Genomic DNA, 21,068 nt, shown 5'->3' with positions numbered 1-21,068 from the left:
TTCCCCCACCACGGCACGCGCCCGCCAGGCTTCCAGGTTCAGGTTAGGAACGGACCTCGTGCACCACAAGGAGACGCCCGGGGCCTGCCCTGGCGGTTCTCCCGGGTGCATGGGCTTGCCCCACCCGCCGGTCCGGGACCGGTATCGCGGCACCTGTCTGCTTCCCAGCCCCCGGGGAGGTGCGAGCAGGCGCAGCCCCTGACGCCGTGCTTGTTCTCTCGCGCCCGTGCCGACGCCACATCAGGGAGTGCCACGGGCCGCTTCCGGTGAAGCTCGAAGCGCAGGGGGGATGTCCATGCACCATGGCACCACGACTGTCATCACCCGCATCCGTCCCGACGCGCTCCGCACCCTGGAAGCACGGCTGGCGGAGGCCTCGGCGCTCCGCACGTCGCTCTTCGCGGGCGTGCCCGGGCTCCACTTCGCACGCTGGGCCATCATCGACCTGACCGCGCCGGAGGCAGCGGAGGGCGACCGCGACCTCCGCCTCGTCTTCGGCGCGGACTTCAACGTCGCTCAGGTGGACGTCGGCGCCAGGGCAGACGCGGTCCAGCTGGACCGGAGCTTCCTGCACCACTTCGTCTCCTGGCTGCTGGAGCTGCGCGAGCAGGGAGCGCGGGCCGCCAGCGTGTTCGATGACCTGTACCGGACCTGCCCGGGCTACCCGGAGCAGGGGCTGGCGGCGCCGGCCGAGGTGGAGGACTGGCTGCTCCAGCACTGCGTGAGCGCCACCGCGCGGCACGTGGACTTCGCCTATCGCTTCGAGTCCCCCGACGAGCTCCGCGAGGCCGTGGACGTGCTTCGCGCGGTGAACGAGCACCTGGATGTCCGCGCCCCCCTGCTGAAGGAGACGCCCTGGCGCGGGCAGGCCGACGCGCTGCCGCACCTGCACCGTGAGCTGCGCGACGTGGCGCTCAGCGTCTCGTCCACCGTGGCCGACGCGCAGTGGACGCAGCGGCTGGCCTCGGCCCGGAGCGATGCGGCCACCGCCTCGCTGAGGTACCCGTTCTACCGCTACCTGTGGACCATCCCGGCCATCCAGGGGCTGAGGCTGTGGCTGGCCCTGTTCGGTCCGAAGCCCCCGGCGAAGGTGTGGGGCCCCTGCGCTCCGGAGCTGACGTCCCGCCGGAGCCCGCCGCCTCCGCACGACGCGATGGTGCAGCACCCGATGGTGCACGTGGCCCGCATCACCGGAGGCCGGGCCGCGGTGTGGCTGACGAAGCTCGCCCTGCCGAGCGTGAACCTGCGGCTGCGCCGCTACGTGGTGGGGCTCAACCACATCCGGACCATCCACTGCGCGCGCTGGCTGCTGCACGGGGATGCGCGCGGCGGGCACCACCTCCTCTTCTTCAGCAACTACGACGACAGCTGGGAGGCGTACATCGACTCGTTCGTGGACCACAAAGACGTGCGCGACTTCCTGGAGCTCATCTGGCGGCGCACGGAGGGGTTCCCCCAGAAGACGCGCGGCTTCGTCCCCACGCGGGCCTGGTGGGGGGGCTGGAAGAAGGGCCTGCCCGTGGAGCCCTTCAAGGCGTGGCTGCGCGGGCACGAAGTCCCCACGCAGGTCTGGTACAGCGCGGCCCTGGACGGAGGCCCGCGCCAGCGTCACTCCGTCGTCCTGCTGCACGACGCGCTCCGGCTGCGGGAGCTGCTCGCGCGCGAGCGCATCGACCGGCCGCTACGGGACTGGCCCGCGCGCCGGGCCCTCGCCACGTTCCTGTCCCATGGCGCCTTCGTCCCGGGCCGCGCGCTGCTCAGGCTGCCGGCCCTGCTCCACCACTCGCTGTCCGCGCTGGCCGCCGGCCTGCGGACCTGGAGGAAGCCCCGTGTACTCGACCGACCTGCCTTCCCGCCGTACTCCGCCCACGCACCAGGCGCCGCCTGAGCTCGACCTGAAGGACGTCCAGGGGCTGCTGCTGCACGGCTACCGGGAGCTGACGGAGCTCGCGCTCGTCTTCCTGCGCATCGACGACGCGCCCCTGTGCCGGCAGTGGCTCGGCGAGCTGGCCCGGGGGGCCATCACCACGGCGGACCCGGTGGAGCACCAGCGCAGGCGGCGCGAGCTCGGCCATGAATACTCGCGCGTCAACGTCGCGCTGACGCCCCGGGGCCTCGCCACCCTCGGACTTCCCGAAGAGGTGCTCGCCACCTTCCCGCTCGAGCTGCGCGAAGGCATGGCACGCCGCGCGCGGGAGCACCTGCGCGACGTGGACGCCAATGCCCCGGAGACGTGGCAGCTCGGCGGGACGCGCTTCGAGGACGACCTGCACGTGCTGCTCCTGCTCTACGCGTGGGACGCGCGCCGCATGGAGGCGCTGCTCCACGACTACCGCGCCCGCGCGGCGCAGCAGGGCCTGCGGGAGGTTCATCTGCAGCGCGGCTCGCGCAGGCACCGGGAGGGAGACCCCCATGGCTACTACCGGGACCACTTCGGCTTCCTGGACGGCCTGTCGCAGCCGCGCCTGGAGGGCTTCGAGGACCCGGCCGGGCACCCGCGCGACTATGACCGGCCGGTGAAGCGCGGGGAGTTCATCCTCGGCCACCTCAACGAGTACGGCGAGTATCCCCTGTCCCCCTGCGTGCCGGAGCGGCTGGACGCGGCGAACGCGCTGCCGCCGACTCCGGGCCGCGAGGGCTGGCGGGAGCTGGGCCGCAACGGGAGCTACCTGGTCGTGCGCAAGCTGGAGCAGCACGTGCGCGAGTTCGAGGACTTCCTGAGCGCGAATGCCTCGCTCGCACCGGAGGGCCGGCCCGAGGACCAGCGCGAGTGGGTGGCCGCGAAGCTGGTGGGCCGCTGGCGCAATGGCGCGCCGCTGGTGGCGAGGAAGCACGGCCCGCTGCGCCGCCTCCTCCCCTTCCTGTTCCGCGCCGAGAAGGCGAAGCCGCCCCACGTGACGGAGCGCACCCCGCGGGGCATCGACAACGGCTTCCGGTATGCGCGGGATGATCCTCGCGGCCTCGGCTGCCCGGTGACGGCGCACGCGCGGCGGTGCAACCCACGCGACGCCCAGCCTCCGAAGAAGACGACCTCGCTGGAGGTGACGCGGCGGCACCGCCTGCTCCGGCGTGGCTTCAGCTACTGGGATGACAGCGGCCAGGGGCTGCTGTTCCTCGCCTTCAACACCAGCCTCAGCCGGCAATTCGAGTTCATCCAGCGAAGTTGGATTCACTTCGACCAGCTCGGGGGGATGGAGGGCGCGGAAGACCCACTCTCGGGAGACGGCGGGGGAAGGCTCGTCATCCCCCAGCAACCCGTGCGTCAGTGTGTGGCGGATCTCCAGCGCTTCGTGAGCATGCGGGGAGGAGGGTATTTTTTTATGCCGGGGATGAACGCACTGAGGTTCCTCGCGGCCTGGGAGCCGGCACCTCCGGCATGAGGCGGGCCGCTGACTTCGCCGCCACGCGCCTTGTGGCAGACTCGCGAGCGGGGGCTGTCGGGTGCCACGGCTGTCACAGCTCCGCGGAGGCCGCACATGGCCAGGTGGGATGATCTCGTCCTCGCAGTGCCCAGACAGTCGAGTGGCAGGCTGGAGGCTCCGGCCGCGGCGATGCTGCTGGAGGCGCTCCTGGGAACCCAGGAGGAGCAGCTGACGCTGCTCCGTCAGCTCCACCGGGACGTGCGGCAGCTCCAGGAAGGGCCCTTCAACGCGGGCCGCATCCACCTGGAAGCGGCGATGAAGCCCCACCGCACGCGGGAGGAGCAGGTGGAGCTGCTCAAGTCCGCGCGAGGCAGCTTCACGGACGCGCTGGGCATGGAGCGGGACAAGGCGCGCAGCTCGCTCATCGCGCTGCACCTGGGCTTCAGCTGGCTGCTGCTGGGCGCGGTGAAGGACGCGCGCGAGTGGACGCAGCTGGCGCACCGCACGGCGGTGGAGGCGATGAAGGACATCCTCACCGAGGCCGCGGTCGACAAGGGCCTGACGCACAACCGCTACCTGGACCCCGCGCTCGTCTTCGTCATGTTCTTCACCAGCGCGGCCACGCTGGGCGCCGGCTATCTGTTCTGGGACCGCGTCATCAGCAAGCGCACCGACAAGGTGATGCGGCGGGCGCTGAACCAGCTGCAGTGCCTGGCGGACTACGTGGACACCGTCGGCGAGATTCGCGTCCGCCTGGGCGAGGTGCCCACGAACGTCCCCCGCTACGAGCTGACCCACGGCGTGGACGAGAGCCAGTTCCTCTCCCGCGTCACCATCCGCAAGCTCATCAGCGACCGGGAGGCCATGTACTTCAACGGCCGGGAGACCCGGAAGGTCACCTGGAACGACTCCGAGCGCTCCGAGGTGATTACCCGCGAGCTGCTCTGAGCGAGGCGCCCTGCCCCTTGAGCCCCTGCAATGGGGGCCCGGCTGCCGCGTACTGCTGGCATGCCGCCTCCGCCGTCAGCTTCGCCGACCCATCCCGTCAGGAGGAGCGCGGCGCACATTGCCTCCACGGATGTCACAGTCCCGTTTGACCGTCTTTTCAGGAATGCCCCGGTCAGTACGTCAGAGGGGGGCGCCATAGTGCGCGACTTCTTGAAAGGAGGGCGACGGTGATGGCTCAGACGATGCTCGTGTTCATTCCAGTCATTCTGCTGCTCGCCGCGGCGGTGATGATTCCTCGTCCCCGCCGGCGGTCGCGGCGTTGGTAGACGCAGGCGGGGCGCCCTCCGGGGCCCCCGCCCCTTCCGCCCGCTGCACGTGTTGAGCGGGCGCTCGTTGATCCAGTGGAACCCCCGGTCCAGGAGCAGGAGCTTCGAAGTGTCCACCTGCGTGAGCAGCTCCCGCGGGGAGCGGTCACCGAAGGCTCCCTCCAGGACCAGGGCCCCATCCTCCAGCTCGGAGCCGGGGCGATGCGGGCCCCAGATCGCATAGACTCGCCGCGTCCCTCCCGAGAGCGGAGCCCGTGGCCGAACGCCCCACCGTCCTGGTCGTCGATGATGATCCCCACCTGCGAGAAATCGTCCGCTTCGCGCTGGAGCAGGGCGGCTTCCACGTAGAGGAGGCCTCGGACGGCCGGGCGGCCCTGGCGCGGGTGGAGCGCGCGGTGCCCGCGCTCATCGTCCTGGACATCATGATGCCGGAGCTGGACGGGCTCGCCGTGTGCCGCGAGGTCCGCCGCAAGCACGAGCTGCCCATCGTCTTCCTCTCCTCGCGCGACGACGAGGTGGACCGCATCCTCGGTCTGGAGCTGGGAGGCGACGACTACCTCACCAAGCCCTTCAGCCCGCGCGAGCTGGTGGCCCGCGTGAAGGCGGTGCTGCGCCGTGCCCGCCCCGCCTCGCCTCCGGACGTCAGCGCGCCCCCGCAGCGACTCCAAGACCGGGGCCCGCTGCGCATGGACGCGGAGCGCTGGCGCGCGTGGTGGAACGAGCAGGAGGTGGTGCTCACCGTCACGGAGTTCCAGCTGCTCGCCACGCTCTTGCGCGTGCCGGGCAAGGTCTTCACGCGCGACGAGCTGATGACGCGCGTCTATGACGACGTGGTGGTGAGCGACCGCACCATCGACAGTCACGTGCGCCGGGTGCGCCAGAAGTTCGCCGCCGCGGGCGGAGAAGTCATCGAGACGGTGCATGGCCTCGGCTATCGGCTCGCCCTCCCCTAGCCTCCGCGCGCGCCCGCGCCTGTGGATGGTCTTCGCCGCCGTGGGCCTGGCCGGCTTCGTGCTCACGCTGGCGGGCCTGTCCTTCGTGCGCGTCTACGACGACCAGCTCATCCGGCAGACGGAGTCGGAGCTGATTGCCCAAGGCGCGGTGGTGGCCGAAATCTTCCGCGAGCGGCTGCGCGAGACGGTGGGCTCGCGCGACTACGGCCGGGAGCGCACCGCGCCCTGGCCCTTCAGCATCCCCATCGACGAGCGGCTGAGGCCCATCCTCCCCTCGCTGAAGGCGTCGGACACCGCGCTGCCTCCGGATGCCGCGCCCGCCCCCTCGCGGGTGCCCGCGGAGCCCCTGGCGTGGGAGGCCGGCGCGCGGCTGAATCCCCTGCTCGAGCAGGTGCGGGCCGCAACCCTCGCCGGCATCCGCGTGGTGGACACCGAGGGCGTCGTGGTCGCCAGCAGCAGCCCGGAGCTGCTCGGCGTCACGCTGCTGGAGCGCGTGGAGGTGCGGAAGGCACTGCGCGGCGAGCCCAACAGCGTGCTGCGCCGCCGCTATGCCGAGCCGGAGGACACGCCGCTGGCCTCCCTCAGCCGCGACACGGGCGTGCGCGTCTCGGTGGCCCTGCCCGTGCTGCAGGGGGACCGCGTCTGGGGCGCGGTGGTGCTGGCGCGCACGCCGATGACCTTCGCCAAGGCCGTCTACGCGGACCGGTGGAACCTCACCGCCACGGGCCTGGTGCTGCTGGGCGCGGTGGCGCTGATGTCGCTCGCCGCGGCCGCGCTGGTGGGCCGGCCGGTGCGGGCGCTGGTGAAGCAGACGCGGGCCATCGCCGCGAGCGCCCCCTCGGGCTTCGAGCCGGTGCCGCGCCCCGTGGTGGCGGAGCTGGCCGAGCTGTCCGAGGCGCTGGCGGGCATGGCCACGGCGCTCCGGGACAGGAACCAGTACATCCGCTCGTTCGCCGCCAACGTGTCGCACGAGTTCAAGACGCCGCTGGCCTCCATCCAGGGCGCGGTGGAGCTCTTGCGTGACAGCGCGGACGTCATGTCGCCGGAGCAGCGCTCGCGCTTCCTCGCCAACGTCGACGCGGACGCGCGGCGCCTGACGCGGCTGGTGCAGCGCCTGCTGGAGCTGGCCCGCGCGGACTCGATGACGGCCACGCCCGCGCGGGTGGAGCTGGCCCCGCTGCTGGACGGGCTCGCGGCCCGCGCCCGCGCCGAGGGCCTGGCGGACGTCCAGGTGGCGCCGGTACCGGCGGGGCTCGCGCTGTCGCTGCCCGCGGAGGTGCTGGACGACGTGCTGTGGCAGCTCGTCACCAACGCCCGCCAGCACGGCGGAGACAGCGTGCGCGTGGACCTGGCGGTGGAGGCGGACGGCGCGGGCCCGGTGCGCGTGGTGGTGCGCGACGACGGGCGCGGCATCTCCGAGGCCAACCGCGCACGCATCTTCGACGCCTTCTTCACCACCGCGCGCGAGCGGGGAGGCACCGGCCTGGGGTTGACCATCTCCCAGTCCATGCTGCGCGCGTTTGGGGCGGGGTTGGAACTGTTACCCCCGGGTGAGGCCTCCACCCGCGGCGCGGCCTTCGCCGTGGTGGCCGCGCCCGCGGACGGGCTTCAGCGGAAGTAGCTGTTGGAGATGTCCACCGAGTACCCCAGCTCCAGCGTGGGCGCGGAGGCCGCCACCAGGTACTGGCGGAAGCTCAGCTCCTTGCCGGGCAGCCCGGACGAGGCCGCCTCCGCCACGGTAGCGGCCTCCACCTGCTCCAGGCTGCCGCCCTCGCGGCGGTAGTTGAACACCGCCGGGAAGTGCGCGCGGGCGCGCAGCTCCGCCACGGGCCAGGACACGCGAGGCAGCGCCAGCTTCAGCCGGCCAGAGAGGTGGAAGACGCCCAGCTCTCGCGCCAGCACCACCTCCAGCGTGCCTCCCGTCTCGCCCAGCCTCGCGGGAGCGGCCTTGAGCTTCAGCACACCCTCCTGCGCCTCCACCGGCACGGGGATGGCGTTGAGGGTGACGCGCTCCAGGCGGTGGCCCTCGGGCAGCTCCAGCTCCAGCGGCTGCTCGCGGTCCAGGCTCAGCGAGTAGCTCACGCGCAGGGTGGCGCGCCCCTCCAGCGTGGACACCCAGGAGGCGTGGGCCTCGGTGATGCGCGGCTCCAGCGGCGGGCGCACCTGCGGCTTCTGGGCCCCCTGCGCCACCGCCGCGCGCCAGCCGACGCGCAGGCTGCCCTGCACCGGGTACACGGCATACGCCTCGCTCGCGGACGCGGGCAGCGGCTCCATCAGCGTGAAGACGGACGTGTCCGCCTCCAGCGCCAGCGGCACCGGGGAGACCTGGGGGCCGAAGCGCAGCTGCGCGCGGCGCTCGGGGCCCGCGCCCGGCGAGCGCACGGACAGGCTCACGTCGAACGCATACCGGCCCGCCTTCCGGGTGAGGAGGCAGAGGTACCCGTCCACCACGCCCACCGTGGCGTCCTCCAGCGTGGGCAGCTCGCTGGGATAGGTGTCCGCGTCCAGCTGGAGCAGGCGCACCTGCGTCCACCGCCCGTCCGCGAGCACCTCCACGTCGAAGTGCCCGTCCACCAGGAGGGCCTCCGACGACAGGCGCCCCTTGAGCTGGCTCTTCACCAGCGCCTCCGTGGGCGGGGGCGCGGGCTTGGGGGCCTCGCGCTGCGCGTACAGCGGGATGAGCTGGTCCAGGGGCACGGTGGCCGTGCCGCCAGGCGTGGAGGCCTGAGCGTCGGCCGTGGTCAGCAGGAGTCCGACGACGAGGGAGAGGGTGGACATGGCGGTTCAGCTCGCTTCCGGGGTGACAGGGGTGGCGACGGCGGCGGCGCGAGGCGGCTCGCCGGGCTGCGACAAGTCGGAGAGGAAGGCGCGCACACCGGCGCGGGTGGAGAGCACCATCAGCCCGAGCAGCGCGGCGAGGATCTCCAGCGTGTAGATGAGGCCGGTGTAGCCCTCCAGGATGACGGCGCCGGTGGGCACCACCAGCGTGGCGCCCCAGAGGCCGGCGAGCACGGCGGCGCGCTCCTTCGGGAAGAGCCACCGCGCATAGGCCACCGTCGCGGCGCCCAGGCCCGCCGCGGAGATGGCGTAGGCCGCATAGAAGTTCATGAAGGCGGCCAGGTATGAGAGCAGCACGAAGAAGAAGCCGTAGACGGCCGCGAGCAGATAGGCCTCGTGGACGGCCATGGGGCGGCGGTGGCGCAGGCTGAGCGCGGACAGCAGCGCCAGCAGGGCCAGGAAGGGCACCCACGCGCGGCTGGCCATGGTGGACACCATGACGTCGAAGGTCTTCTCCGACGGCAGGATGACGCCCAGGTTCACCCCGGACTCGAGCGACTTGAAGGCCCAGTCCAGCGTCACCCTGTCGCGCTCCGGCGTGACGGACGACGCGGCCAGCACGCCGGCCGGGTAGTCGTAGTTCTCCCCTCCCTCCACGGCGACGTGGAGGCTGACGTCGCGGGCCGGCAGCGCCGGGTCCAGGCGGTAGACGAAGGAGTCGAGGCCGCGCGCGCGGTAGCGGATGGCGAAGCGGGCCGTGGAGCCCTTCGCGATGCGGCCCGTCCACACCAGCCGGTTGCCGGACTCGCCCAGGTCCAGGCTGGACTCCTGGCCGTCCACCACGAACTGGAGGTCCGACAGGAGCACCTGCGACTTGTCCATCTCGATGGGGAAGATGAACGCCACGTCGATGTCGTTGCTCTCACGGTTGACCACCGCGTACTCGGCATCGAGCATGAAGTCGAAGCCGGAGAAGTACCGCAGGCCCCGCTTGCGGTAGTTCATCTGCGCCTTCACCTGGACGTGCTGCTGGTCGAAGGGCAGCGGCTTGAGCTCGGTGAAGATGGTGCCGCTGTTCACGTAGCGCAGCGACGGCGCGGGCTGCGTGACGGGTGCGCCCCAGCGGTCCTCCACCCCCGCGGCCAGCTCCGAGTTGGCGAAGTCCGTCCGGTCCGCCACCTGCCCGGCGATGACGGCCGTGGCGAAGACGACGATGAACAGGCTGCCGAAGACGTGGTGCGCGACGAGCCACCGCAGGGCCCGGCGGAGGGCCCCGTCAGGCGCCCGCGGGGAACGGGGAGGAAGGGGTGGAGCATTCATGAGCGCAGGATGGCGGCCCGGTGTGCAACCCGGATGGCCCCCCTGTGCGCTTCATGAGGAAAGATTGTGCGGAATTCGTGCAGGAGCGTCGGGCGCCCCCCGCCGGACGGCACGGAGGGCGCCGGACCTCCCCCCCCTCTACATCAGTGCGGCGACCGCAGGGCGATGTCGAACCGGCGGAAGATGCAGGACTGGTGCGCCACGGAGTACAGGTGCTGCGCGCGGTCACGCATCTCGTAGTAGTTGCGCGGCACGCCGCTCACCGGGTCGGCCACGGTGAAGGGGCCGGGGAAGCTCGCGGCGAGGAAGTTGGAGAGCCCGCCGCTCGGGTTGATGTGCATGAAATAGGTGTCCGTCTCGTCCGCGTGGCAGCCACTGCAGGTATTCAGCGAGAACTTGTGCCGCGCGTTGTTGTTGGTCACGCCCGGGGCCTGCCAGAACGTCGCCGGCGACAGCATCCACGGGTTGGAGCCGAGGAAGGGCTGGGACGCATAGGTGAGCGGGACGCTGTAGCTGTTGGCGAGGATGGCCGGCGTGTTGGCGTTGATGAAGTTGGCCAGCAGGGCGGTGTTGTTGTGGTAGTCGAGCGGCGTCAGCACCGTCGTAGTCTCCGACAGCAGGGACGGCGTCGGCGCGAGCCCCAGCCGGAACTCGCGCAGCTCCCAGCGCGGGTCGAGCATGTCCTCGTTGCTGCGGACCTGGTTGATGGCGCTGCCGTTGGGCTTCGCGGGCGCCGCGTTGGCCATCACCACCTGCTGCGTGAGGTTCTGCAGCGCGGCGTTGTAGGTCGCGCTTCCCAGGGCCATGCCCGACAGCGCCAGCCACTGCTGCGCCCAGGTCTTCACCTCGGGGCACGGCCTCTTGGGCACGCCGTACTCGTGGATGACCATGAAGCTGCGCATGTTGCACCCACCGCTGCTCTTGTCGACGACGGCGAAGACGAAGCGCAGCTCACCCGCGCCGGAGCCGCCGTAGCCCGCCGGGCCCGTGCCCTTGCCCAGGTCCAGCCGGTTGACGATGGCCACCAGCTTGAACGGCGACTTCGTCATGTCCAGCTGGCTGCCAATCCGCGGCCACGGGCCGAGGACCTTCGTGCTCATGGCCGAGCGCGGCGCGACGGTCCAGGAGTTGATGTTCTGGGGGGTGAGCCACTCGCGCAGCCACTGCTCGGTGAAGGCCGAAGGAGAGATGCCGGTCATCGGCGTGTTCGCCATCTGCGTCATCAGATGGTTGAACGTCCACACGCCATTCGGGTTGCCCGTGTTCGTGCACGGGTCATACGTGCGCGTCGGGTCATTGACGACGCTCGGGGCGTTGATGACGAGCGAGTGGGCCGGCTTGACGGCCTTGGTGATTCCCACGGGGAACAGCGGAATGGGGATGCCGGGCCGGAAGACGTCCCGGGACAGGGCCGTCACCGCGCGCTCCGAGACGAGCTCGCGGTTGTCGAACGTGGCGAAGGTGAGCTGCTCCTGGGGATTCTGCTGCTGGAACTCGACGATGCGGTCCTGCGTGGCCTGGTGGGACACGAAGTCGACGCTCGCGAAGGCGGAGAAGACCTGGTCTCCCGCCGTCTCGTCGCCGTTGGTGCCGGTGTCCCGCAGGATGACCTGGAGGCCCGAGTCGTCCACCACGGGAATCTCCCGGTGGAACTGCGCCTGGCCCTGGGCGAGCTTTGCCCGGACGAGGCTGCGCGTCTTGTTGGTGAGGGTGCTGTCGAGGGGAATGGCCTCGAGCGAGTCGAGGCGGATTTCGGGCAGGCCGGTGGGCTCCGTGTTGGCCTGCTGCTGCTGCTCCTGCATCGGTACGGACGGCTCCGTGGAAACGTCGCCACCACAGCCCACCAGCAGGGAAGCGGCGACGACTCCAGACCACGTCAAGCCAAGGAACTTCCTTGATGACCACTGCGCCATGGTTGACTCCTCAGGGGTGTGCAACCCCGGAGGACAGTGCAGTGCATGGGCCACGGGGGCGGCCGCGCGTCTCCGAGTCAACACGGGCGCGCACACCGCTCGCGAGTAGCACGGGATGTTACAAACGGCCCGGAAGTGTAGCGGCGCGCGCTACAAGGCACGGCGCGCGCGACACGGGAGCGAAGGCACGCGCACGCTCATGGCACCACCGTACGCCCTGTCCGTGAAGGGCGAGGAAACTGCCCTTCATCCAGCAAACATCTCGTCCCCGAAGGTCCCCGCGTTCCCCGATTCGCGCCCCGCTGGGAACTTCTTTTCCCTCTCCCTTCGGGCATGCGGATTGCTGAAGAACGGGCAGACAGCTGGGAGGGCGGATGCGGGGTGGGAGGAGCTGGGCGGCGGTCGTCGCCGTGGCGGTACTGCTGGGCGGATGCAGTGAGTCGTCCAACGACGAAGGGGACGGCACGGGCAAGCCGGACGGCCCCGGGCCCTGGCCCACCGACGCGGTGAAGGACTGGTCGGCGGCGTATGGCCTTGGCGCTGGAGTGCGCAGCGTGGGCGTCGACGAGGCCCACAACGTCTGGCTGCTCCGGGGCGACGAGATTGGCGTGCTGCGGCCCGGAGACTCGGCGCCCACGTGGACGCGGGGCGTGGGCCAGGCGGCGGGCGGCTTCGGGCGCGACAAGAAGGCTCTCGGCTCCACCGTCATCTGCGGCGGCGAGGCGGGCCGCGCGTACGTGGGCTACCACACGTACGAGCTGCAGCGGGAGGTGCCGGACAAGCCCCACGCCTACGTGCCCGCGCCCGGCGAGCCCCACCACACGCAGGCCCGCTTCGACGAGTACCAGAAGGGCGACCTGGACGTGGTCCGCCTGGGGGGCGACGGACAGGTGGAGCTGGAGGAGCACCTGTGGCGCAGCGTCGGCGTGTCGGGCGGCAAGCAACAGCTCGGCATCCGCAACACCAATGACTTCCACTACGACGAGGACCGCTCCGTCCTCACGTGCCAGCGGGTGATGCGCGGCAGGGACCGGGGGGATGTCTATATCGGAACCAACCACGGCGTGACGCTCATCCGGGGCCTCACCTACAACAGCCACCGCCACGCGGCGTGGTACGCGAATGGCGACTCGCTCCAGGCAGGCTTCAACTGGGGCCTCGGCATCGGGCCGGACGGCGAGGTGCTCGTCGCCAACGACTGGATGGTGGGCATCCTCCAGCCCAACGGCGTGCTGGAGGACTTCGACCGGGAGCGCACCTGGGACGGCCCGGTGCCCTGGACCTACAAGGGCCACAACGCCCAGCTCAACAGCCTGGAGGCCTTCGACTACTGGCGGGCCATTGCGCGCACGCGCCAGGGCGTCACCTGGGTGGGCAGCCGCGACTTCGGCCTGTGGCGCATGGACGTGAAGGACCGCTCCAGCGCGAACTACACCCGCGTCACCACCCTCCCCTCCGACAACGTGACGGCGCTCGCGGCCACCGACGGTGGCGAAGTCTACGTGGGCACGGAGGACGCCGGCCTGTGGCGCATCGAGGACGACGGGCAGACGCTCTCCGCCGTGTCCGAGGTGAAGGGCGAGCACGTGCTCCAGCTCGTCTACGACCCCACGGTGGCGCCCGCCATGCTCTACGTCCTCACCGACGCGGGCCTCACCGTCCTGCGGGAGGAGTGACGCCGGCACTCTGACGGAGTCCAGTCACCCGATAGCGATTGTTGTCCCTTGGCGATGTGCGCCGGGCGCGCCTTGACGCACCAGGGAAAACCTTGTTTCCCTGGTGCATGCTCAATCAAGACGCGGAGTACCAATCGTGCATCCAGAGCTCGGAGCGCGTTTCCTGGCGGGTGGATGACCTGCTGCCGAAGAACACCGTCATCGATTTCAGCCGGCGCATCCTCTCGGACGCGCTCATCGGCGCGGAAGGCATCCGCTGCCTGAGCGCGGACGAGAAGCTGAAGCTCAACCACATCCGCACGAACAGCTACGCGCACCTCTTCCTGTTCCTGGAGGAGTACGTCGTCGCCCTGATGACCCAGCGGGCCGGCCTCGAGCTCCATGGGAACCCGGTGCACATGCGCGCGCTCCTCCGCTTCACGGAGGAGGAGCTGAAGCACCAGCAGCTCTTCGCCCGCTACACCGCCCTGTTCGCGGACGGGTTCAAGCTGCAGCCGGCCCTGCTGGACAACCACGTCCAGGTGGCCCGCGCCATCATGTCCAAGTCGCCCCTGGCGGTGCTCATCTTCAACCTCCACATGGAGCTGATGACCCAGCAGCACTATGTGGAGACCATCCGCGGCAACGACGAGGAGGCGTTGGACCCGCTGTTCTCCAACCTGCTCAAGCACCACTGGATGGAGGAGGCCCAGCACGCGCGCATGGACTTCCTGGAGGCGCAGAAGGTGCTCGCCCAGCATCCGGAAGCGCTGGAGCAGGCCATGACGGAGTACGCCGAGCTCCTGACGGCGCTGCGGGGCACGCTCGTCGCGCAGCTGGAGCTGGACCTCCAGACGCTGGAGAAGGCCGTGGGGCGGACCTTCAGCGCGCAGGAGCGGAGCGAAATCCACGCGGCGCAGGAGCGCTCGTACGTGTGGACCTTCATCGGGATGGGGATGAAGGCCCCGCTCTTCCTCTCCCGCGTACGGGCGCTCTCACCGGTCGCCGAGCAGCGCGTCCTGGCGCTGGCGCCCACGTACTACTGCCAGTGATGGATGCGACGTCTTCCTAGTCCGCGCGCATCGCCTCGACAGGGTCCAGCTTTGCCGCGCGCGCGGCCGGGTAGATGCCAAACAGCAGCCCTACCCCGCAGCTCATCGCCAGGGCGAGCCCCACCGCCCAGGTCGGCACGTGCGTGGGCAGGCGCAGCACCCAGTCCACCAGGAACACCAGGCCGTAGCCCAGGCCCACGCCCAGCGCGCCACCGAACAGCGCCAGCAGCACCGCCTCCGTGGCGAACTGCCCCAGGATGCGCCGCCGCTTCGCGCCCAGCGCCTTGCGCACGCCAATCTCCTTCGTCCGCTCCATCACCGACACCAGCATGATGTTCAGGATGCCGATGCCGCCCACCACCAGCGACAGCAGGCACACGCCGATGCCGGCGATGGTGATGACGTCGGTGAGCTGGTTGAGCGACGCCGTCACCGACTCGTTGGTGTGCATCTCGAAGTCGCTGGGCATGTTCGCCGGCACGTCCCGCCGCCGGCGCAGCAGCGTGGCCACCTCGTCCTGCGCCTTCTGGAACAGGCCCGGGCCCTTCGCCTGCACGTCGACGTCCAGCGAGCGCGTCTTGCCGTAGAGCTGCTGGAAGACGCGCAGGGGAATCATCACCTGGTTGTCCATGCTGAACATGCCCAGCATGCTCCCGCGCCGCTGCAGCAGGCCAATCACGCGGAACGGCCGCCCCTTGATGCGCACCTCGTGGCCCACGGGGTCCATGCCGGGAAACAGCAGGTCCGCCACGTCCGTCCCCAGCACCACCACCTGCCGGCCGTCCAGCCCCTCCACCTCGTTGAAGAAGCGCCCGGACTGCAGGGTGACGCCGCTCGTCGTCGGGTAGTTCGGCGGCGTGCCCAGCACGCGCACCGACGGCCGCGTCTCCTGGCTCGCCGTCGCCACCTTCTGGCCGCCCTCGTCGTCCGTGGGCACCACCGCGCCCACCGACGGGCAGGACTCCTCGATGGCGCGCACGTCGTCCATCTCGATGTCCTTGCGCTTGGCGTACTTCGCCCAGTTGATGCGGCCAAAGCCGCCCGCGGGCCACTTCGTCACCTGGAAGGTGTTCGCGCCCATGCGCCCCAGGTCGGTGTTCACCTTGATGCGCAGGCCCTCGATGAGCCCCATCATGGTGATGACCGTCGCCACGCCGATGACGATGCCCAGCAGCGTCAGCAGCGAGCGCAGGGGGTTGCCCAGGAAGGTCCCCAGCGCCAGCCGCAGGTTGTCCAGAATCGCTCGCATCGCGTCACTCGTAGCGGAGTGCTTCCACCGGGTCCAGGTTCGCCGCTCGCGCCGCCGGCCAGATGCCGAACAGCAGGCCCACCAGCGCGGCGAAGCCCACCCCGCCGAAGACGGTGGTGAGCTGCACGTCCGCCGCCAGCGGGGTGATGAGGGAGACGACCTTCGCCGTGCCCAGTCCCACCACCGTTCCCAGCAGGCCTCCCACACCGGACACGCTCGCGGCCTCCATGAGGAACTGGAAGACGATGGTGCGCTTGCGCGCCCCCAGCGCGCGCCGCACGCCAATCTCGCGGGTCCGCTCGCGCACCGACACCAGCATGATGTTCATGATGCCGATGCCGCCCACCAGCAGGGTGATGAGCCCCACGCCCACGGCCACGCCATAGAGCGCGCCGGTGAGCTGCTCGTAGGTCTGCGCCATGGCGTCCGGCTTGTTGATGTTGAAGTCGTCCGGCTGGTCCGGCGGCGTGGAGCGGATGCGCCGGATGATGCCCACCAGCTGGTCCTCCGCCCGCCGCACCTGCGAGGCGTCCGCCACCGCCATCGCTATCTCGAAGCTGCGGCCCTTGCCGAAGCTCGAGAAGAACGTCTTGAAGGGGATGAAGACCACGAGGTCCAGGCTCTCGTTGACGATCTTCCCCTTGCGGCTCAGCGTGCCCACCACCTGGAAGGAGCGGTTGTCGATGCGGATGGTGCGCCCCACCGGGCTCATGCCGGGGAACAGCGCATCCGCCACGTCCGCGCCAATCACCGCCACCGGCCGCGTCACCTCGTCGTCCGCCTCCGTGAGGAAGCGGCCGCCCGTCACCTCGTAGCCGGAGATGTTGAGGTACTCGTGGGTGACGCCCTGGATGCGCACCGTCGACATCTGCTCGCTGCCGTGGGCCACGTCCGCCACGCGCTGCACCGACGGGGAGATGGCCGTCAGGAAGGGCGCCAGGTTGCGCAGGCGCTGCACCTGGTCCAGCGTGAAGTTCTTCCGGCCGCGGTACATCCACCAGTCGCCCTTGACGATCCACGGCCACTTGGACACGTAGAGCGTGTTGGCGCCGAAGGTGGACAGCTGCTTGTGGAAGGACGTGTTGAGGCCCTGGATGATGCCGACGATGGCCAGCAGCGTGGCCACGCCGATGCCGATGCCCAGCGTCGTCAGCACCGTGCGCATCCGGTTGGCCCGCAACGAAAAGAGGGCGATGCGCGCGCCCTCCAGCACGTCGACTCGAACGGCCGACGGGACCTTCATGTGCCCCCCGCCGCCAGCACCGAGGCGGCCGTGCCCAGCGCCACCTCGCGGCCGGAGCCGTCCGCGACGATTTCACCGTCGCTCAGGCGGATGGCCCGGGGGCAGCGCGCCGCCAGCTTGGGCTCGTGCGTCACGAGCACCAGCGTGTGGCCCGCCTGGTGGAGCTGCTCGAACAGCCGGACGATCTCCTCGCCCGTGGCCGAGTCCAGGTTGCCCGTGGGCTCGTCCGCCAGCAGCATGGACGGCTCGGACACCAGCGCCCGGGCAATGGCCACGCGCTGGCGCTGACCGCCGGACAGCTCGTTGGGCCGGTGGTGCATGCGGTGCGTGAGCTGGACCTTGTCGAGCGCCGCCTTGGCCCGCTCCCGGCGCTCACGCGCCGGCAGCCCGCGGTACACCAGCGGCAGCTCCACGTTGGCCAACGCCGTCTCGCGCGGCAGCAGCTGGAAGGTCTGGAAGATGAAGCCGATCTCCACGTTGCGGATGACGGCCAGCTCGTCGTCGGTCATCCGCGACACGTCCTTGCCGTTCAGCATGTAGCGGCCGCTGCTGGGCGTGTCCAGGCAGCCCAGCACGTTCATCATCGTGCTCTTGCCGGAGCCGGACTGGCCGATGATGGCCACCCACTCGCCCCGGCTGATGCCGAACGAGACGCCACGCAGCGCGCGCACCTCCTCGCCGCCCACGTGGAAGACGCGGGTGATGTTCTCGACCTGGATGAGCTGCCCCGCGCCGCTTCCGTGACTCACGACTTCTGCCCACCCTTCATGCCACCGGGGCCGCCCGGGCCCTGCTCGGGCTCGCGCACGATGGTGCCGTCGCTCAGCTCCTTCGACAGCGTCCGGTAGGGGCCCTCCACCACGCGGTCCCCGTCGCTCAGGCCGCTGACAATCTCCAGCTCCGTGTCGGAGGCGATGCCCGTCTGCACCCGGCGCACCTGCGCCTTGTTGTTGGCGTCCACCACGAAGACCACCTTGGCCAGCGACTCGGTGCGCTTGGCCGTCAGCCCGCCGCCCTCCACCGCCGGCTTGAAGTCCGGCAGCGTGCGCTCCGAGCGCACCGTCACCGCCTGGATGGGGACCAGCACCACGTCGTTGCGCGTCTCCGCGGAGATGCGCACCTCGGCGCTCATGCCGGGGAGCACGCCCGGGGGCCGGGTGTCCAGCGCCACCGTGACGGGGAAGCTCGTCACCTCCGCCTCCGTGCCCGGGTTCTTGATGAGCGCCTTCTGGGCAATCTCCACCACCGAGCCCTGGAAGGTCTGCCCCTCCAGCGCATCCAACGTCACCTCGGCAGGCTGGCCCGGCTTGAGGTGCACCACCTCGTGCTCACCCACCTCGAACTTCACCTCCATGGCGGACAGCGCGGCGATGGTCATCACCACGTCCTCGGAGAGGTCCGAGCCACGCACGCGCTCACCCACCTCACGCGACAGCTCGATGACGTTGCCGTCGATGGGCGACTGCAGCGTCGTCTTCGCGAGGTCCGTCTGCGCCTGGTCCACGAAGGCCACGTTGCGCGCCAGCATCTGCTTCGCCGACGCCACCCGCGCATCCGCCGTGTTCTTCGCCGCGCGCGCCTGCTCCACCTCGGCCGCCGACGCCAGGCCCTTCTTCGACAGCTCCTCCACGCGCGCAAGCTCCTGCGCGGAGCGCGTCGACTCCACCTCGGCCACCTGGGTGTCCGCGCGCGACGCGTTCTGCGACGCCATGGCCTGCTTCATCGCGGCCTCGTACAGGCGCTTGTCGATGCGGCCCAGCACCTGGCCCTTCTTGACGGGCTCGCCGTCCTTCACGAGCAGCTCCACCAGGTCGCCGGAGAGGCTGGAGGAGATCTTCACCGTCGTCGCGGCCTGCACCTTGCCCGCGCCGGTGATGGTCCGGGTGATGGTGCCCTTGCGGGCCTTCGAGACCTGGACCTCCAGGGACGGCGGCGGCCGCTCCTTCAGTCCGTTGACGGTGATGGCTGCCGCACCCAGCAACAGGACACCGGCAATCGCACCCTTCCACCACTTCATTTCGACTCTCCTGGGCTCAGGGCGCCCATGGCCCGCGTCAATGTGAAGCGGGCGATTTCGACATCAATCCTGTTTTCCAGCAAGCTGAGCTCGGCGCGCGTCAGGCTGAGCTGCGCGTCCCTGACCTCCAGGGTGGAACCGGCTCCGGCGCGGAAGCGCTCCTCTGCCAGCCGGAGCCCCTGGACGGCGGCCTCGCGGTTGTCGGCGGCCAGGCGAGCGGCCTCCAGCTGGGCTACCAGCGAGCGGTGCGCGAAGCGGACCTCGGCTTCAATCTCCCGCCCCGTCTGCGCCAGCAGCAGCTGCGCGCGGCGGATGCCGGCCTCCGCGCGCCGCGTCTGGGCGCCCGTGGCCAGGCCGTTGAAGAGGTCCCAGCTCAGGTTGACGCCCGCGCTGAAGTTGTTCTGGAGGCGCGGCTCGGTGAAGACCAGCTCCGCGGAAGGGCCGGAGCGCGAGTAGCGTCCCTGCGCACTCAGGCGGGGGATGTACTCCGCACGGGCGATGGCACGCTGCAGCTCCGCGGAGCGCACCTGCGCCTCGAACGCGCGCAGCAGCGGCCGGCGCTCGCGCGCCTGGGAGAGCGCGGTGTCCATGGCGGGCGCGGGGGACGGCTCCTGCGTGAGGACGCCAGGGTCGGTGGCCAGCAGCGGCTCGGTGCCGGGGCGGGCCAGCCAGACGGCCAGCTGCGTCTGGTCCGAGACGAGCTGGGCGAGCGTCTCCGTGAAGGTGATGCGGTCGTTGCCCAGGTTGACGAGCGCGGAGATCTCCTCGTTCTTGCCCACGCGGCCCGCCTGGAAGAGGGCGCGGGCGCGCTCGAGCTGCTCCTCGCTGCGCTTCACCGTGGCGTCCAGCACCTGGAGCGTGGCCTGGGTGCGGAAGAGGACGAAGAAGCGGCGGATGGCCTCCAGCTCGGAGGTGTCCGCCTCCTCCTGGGCCTGGAACTTCTCCGTGTCGCGCAGCACGCCGCTCTGCTCGAGCTGCTTGAAGAGGGCCCTGTCGTAGAGGACCTGCGTCAGCGTCAGGCCCAGGTCGTAGTTCTCCACGTCGCTGGACGGGATCTCCCGCTCGACGGTGCGGGAGACGCCGGGGTTGTCCGGGTCCGGCGTGGGCAGGTTGCGCCTGTTGCGGCCCTCCCAGATCTTGCCCGCGCTGGCGCCAAGCGACAGCTGCGGCAGCACCCGCGAGCGGGAGATGCGCACGTCCTCTTCGGCCACGTCGACGTCCAGCAGGGCCTGGAGCGCGTTGTTGTTCTGGCGCCCCTGCGTGCGGACCTCGGCCAGGGTGACGGGGACGGTGGCCTCCACCACCGACGAGGGAGGCGGCTGCCCGGCCTGCTCCAGCGGGGTGGACTCCGCCGCGCTTTTGCGCGGGGCATCCACCGGGGGCGTCGCGGGGGTGGAGCCGGCCTGGGCGGGAGCCGCGGCCAGCAGGGCGGCGACGAGGAAGGCGCTCATCGTCCACCTCCCATGCCCGGCAGGCCGATCATCACCACGCCGGCGTACATGGCGTACATCACCACCGTCAGCAGCACCGCACGGCCCCGGCTCATGCCGGTGGCGGCGGAGAAGCCCAGGCCCAACAGCACGACGCTCCAGAGGTTGAAGAAGTCCACCGCCGTGGCCACCCGCACCATCTTCGGGCTCAGCCCCTGGAGCACCACGCCCAGGTGGGACGGCACCAGCTGCAGGGCGCGCGCGGAGGTGAGCGTGTGCTGTGCCGCGGCGCAGACGGTGAAGATGAGGTGGTACAGGGCGATGGGCAGCAGCGCCAGGGCCGCCGCCGACAGCAGCCGCTCGAAGGGGGAGGGCCGGTCGAACAGCCAGCTCACCACCCACAGCACGCAGGCCAGCAGCAGCGCCATCAACGGCATCACGAAGACGCCCTTGGCGATGCCACCCACCAGCGCCTTGCGGGAGGCGGTCTGGATCTTGTCGGTGAGGTCGGCCTCGGACAGGCCGTTCATCTCCCCGGTGGCCTGGAGCTCACGGATGACGTCGGGCGCGGCGTCCCAGCGGAGGGAATAGAGTGTCCCGGAGGCGGACACACACAGAGCGAGAATCAAAAGAGGCCAAACCCAGCGGCGGGCCTCGACGGCGGCACGGGTCCCCTCGAAGGGGTCGACGAAGACACGAGCCGGTTGGACGAGAGAGGTCATAGAGTGGGTGTCTCGGAGCGATGTACGACGCTCGCCCTCAGGCAATTGCCTGGCCAGCCGAATAGAGGCGCAGAACAGGCAGGCAGCCAACCGAATTCCG

General features: G+C 70.6%; 16 protein-coding genes. 7 read left to right on the top strand and 9 right to left on the bottom strand.

Features of this window, described 5'->3' with window-relative positions:
* The first annotated feature begins 295 nt into the window (after nucleotides 1-295).
* The 5 genes from LXT23_RS11015 (at nucleotide 296) to LXT23_RS10995 (ending at nucleotide 7,210) form a co-directional block, all read left to right on the top strand.
* Entirely contained in the window at nucleotides 296-1,888 is a 1,593-nt protein-coding gene (locus LXT23_RS11015) for a hypothetical protein (RefSeq protein ID WP_253980073.1), read from the top strand.
* The gene (locus LXT23_RS11010; protein ID WP_253980072.1) at nucleotides 1,830-3,380 is read left to right on the top strand and encodes a Dyp-type peroxidase; all 1,551 of its coding nucleotides are present in this window, start codon (nucleotides 1,830-1,832) and stop codon (nucleotides 3,378-3,380) included. Before LXT23_RS11015 ends, LXT23_RS11010 begins: the two co-directional genes overlap by 59 nt.
* A 96-nt stretch (nucleotides 3,381-3,476) precedes the next feature.
* Nucleotides 3,477-4,310, top strand: a complete 834-nt coding sequence (locus tag LXT23_RS11005; RefSeq protein WP_253980071.1) for a hypothetical protein — start codon at nucleotides 3,477-3,479, stop codon at nucleotides 4,308-4,310.
* Between the two features lie 580 nt (nucleotides 4,311-4,890).
* Entirely contained in the window at nucleotides 4,891-5,589 is a 699-nt protein-coding gene (locus LXT23_RS11000) for a response regulator transcription factor (protein ID WP_253980070.1), read from the top strand.
* Nucleotides 5,558-7,210 carry a sensor histidine kinase gene (locus LXT23_RS10995; RefSeq protein ID WP_253980069.1) on the top strand — a complete coding sequence of 551 codons (1,653 nt, stop codon included), beginning with the start codon at nucleotides 5,558-5,560 and terminating at the stop codon, nucleotides 7,208-7,210. The genes LXT23_RS11000 and LXT23_RS10995 overlap by 32 nt, the downstream gene beginning before the upstream one ends.
* On the opposite strand, the gene LXT23_RS10990 is transcribed toward LXT23_RS10995, so the two are convergent.
* The 3 genes from LXT23_RS10990 to LXT23_RS10980 form a co-directional block, all read right to left on the bottom strand.
* On the bottom strand, nucleotides 7,198-8,367 hold the full coding sequence (locus LXT23_RS10990) for a hypothetical protein (RefSeq protein WP_253980068.1): 1,170 nt from the start codon (nucleotides 8,365-8,367) through the stop codon (nucleotides 7,198-7,200). The two genes, LXT23_RS10995 and LXT23_RS10990, sit on opposite strands and share 13 nt — an antisense overlap.
* 6 nt (nucleotides 8,368-8,373) lie before the next feature.
* Nucleotides 8,374-9,687 (bottom strand): hypothetical protein, encoded by a 1,314-nt coding sequence (locus LXT23_RS10985; RefSeq protein WP_253980067.1) that lies wholly within the window; start codon nucleotides 9,685-9,687, stop codon nucleotides 8,374-8,376.
* A 143-nt stretch (nucleotides 9,688-9,830) separates the two neighbouring features.
* Complete coding sequence (locus LXT23_RS10980) at nucleotides 9,831-11,567, bottom strand: hypothetical protein (RefSeq protein ID WP_253980066.1); 1,737 nt, start codon at nucleotides 11,565-11,567, stop codon at nucleotides 9,831-9,833.
* A 407-nt stretch (nucleotides 11,568-11,974) separates the two neighbouring features.
* On the opposite strand from LXT23_RS10980, the gene LXT23_RS10975 reads away from it, so the two are divergent.
* Together LXT23_RS10975 and LXT23_RS10970 are read left to right on the top strand one after the other, a co-directional pair.
* Nucleotides 11,975-13,276: a ligand-binding sensor domain-containing protein gene (locus tag LXT23_RS10975; RefSeq protein ID WP_253980065.1), complete on the top strand. Its 1,302-nt coding sequence runs from the start codon at nucleotides 11,975-11,977 to the stop codon at nucleotides 13,274-13,276.
* Nucleotides 13,277-13,383: 107 nt separating this feature from the next.
* Entirely contained in the window at nucleotides 13,384-14,307 is a 924-nt protein-coding gene (locus LXT23_RS10970; protein WP_253980064.1) for a diiron oxygenase, read from the top strand.
* 16 nt (nucleotides 14,308-14,323) lie between these two features.
* On the opposite strand, the gene LXT23_RS10965 is transcribed toward LXT23_RS10970, so the two are convergent.
* From LXT23_RS10965 to LXT23_RS10940, 6 genes are read right to left on the bottom strand one after another with little or no spacing between them, the layout of a single operon-like run.
* Entirely contained in the window at nucleotides 14,324-15,556 is a 1,233-nt protein-coding gene (locus tag LXT23_RS10965) for an ABC transporter permease (protein ID WP_253980063.1), read from the bottom strand.
* Nucleotides 15,557-15,560: 4 nt separating this feature from the next.
* Nucleotides 15,561-16,799, bottom strand: a complete 1,239-nt coding sequence (locus LXT23_RS10960; RefSeq protein WP_253980062.1) for an ABC transporter permease — start codon at nucleotides 16,797-16,799, stop codon at nucleotides 15,561-15,563.
* Nucleotides 16,796-17,548: an ABC transporter ATP-binding protein gene (locus tag LXT23_RS10955; protein ID WP_253980061.1), complete on the bottom strand. Its 753-nt coding sequence runs from the start codon at nucleotides 17,546-17,548 to the stop codon at nucleotides 16,796-16,798. Before LXT23_RS10955 ends, LXT23_RS10960 begins: the two co-directional genes overlap by 4 nt.
* Nucleotides 17,545-18,816, bottom strand: coding sequence for an efflux RND transporter periplasmic adaptor subunit (locus tag LXT23_RS10950; protein ID WP_253980060.1), 1,272 nt, complete (start codon nucleotides 18,814-18,816; stop codon nucleotides 17,545-17,547). Before LXT23_RS10950 ends, LXT23_RS10955 begins: the two co-directional genes overlap by 4 nt.
* Nucleotides 18,813-20,267 carry a TolC family protein gene (locus LXT23_RS10945; protein WP_253980059.1) on the bottom strand — a complete coding sequence of 485 codons (1,455 nt, stop codon included), beginning with the start codon at nucleotides 20,265-20,267 and terminating at the stop codon, nucleotides 18,813-18,815. Before LXT23_RS10945 ends, LXT23_RS10950 begins: the two co-directional genes overlap by 4 nt.
* Complete coding sequence (locus LXT23_RS10940; RefSeq protein ID WP_253980058.1) at nucleotides 20,264-20,968, bottom strand: YIP1 family protein; 705 nt, start codon at nucleotides 20,966-20,968, stop codon at nucleotides 20,264-20,266. Before LXT23_RS10940 ends, LXT23_RS10945 begins: the two co-directional genes overlap by 4 nt.
* Nucleotides 20,969-21,068 lie beyond the last annotated feature (100 nt).

The sequence above is a fragment of the Pyxidicoccus xibeiensis genome, assembly GCF_024198175.1.
In the GTDB taxonomy this organism is placed as follows: domain Bacteria; phylum Myxococcota; class Myxococcia; order Myxococcales; family Myxococcaceae; genus Myxococcus; species Myxococcus xibeiensis.
This window is presented reverse-complemented; position numbering and strand designations above follow the sequence as displayed.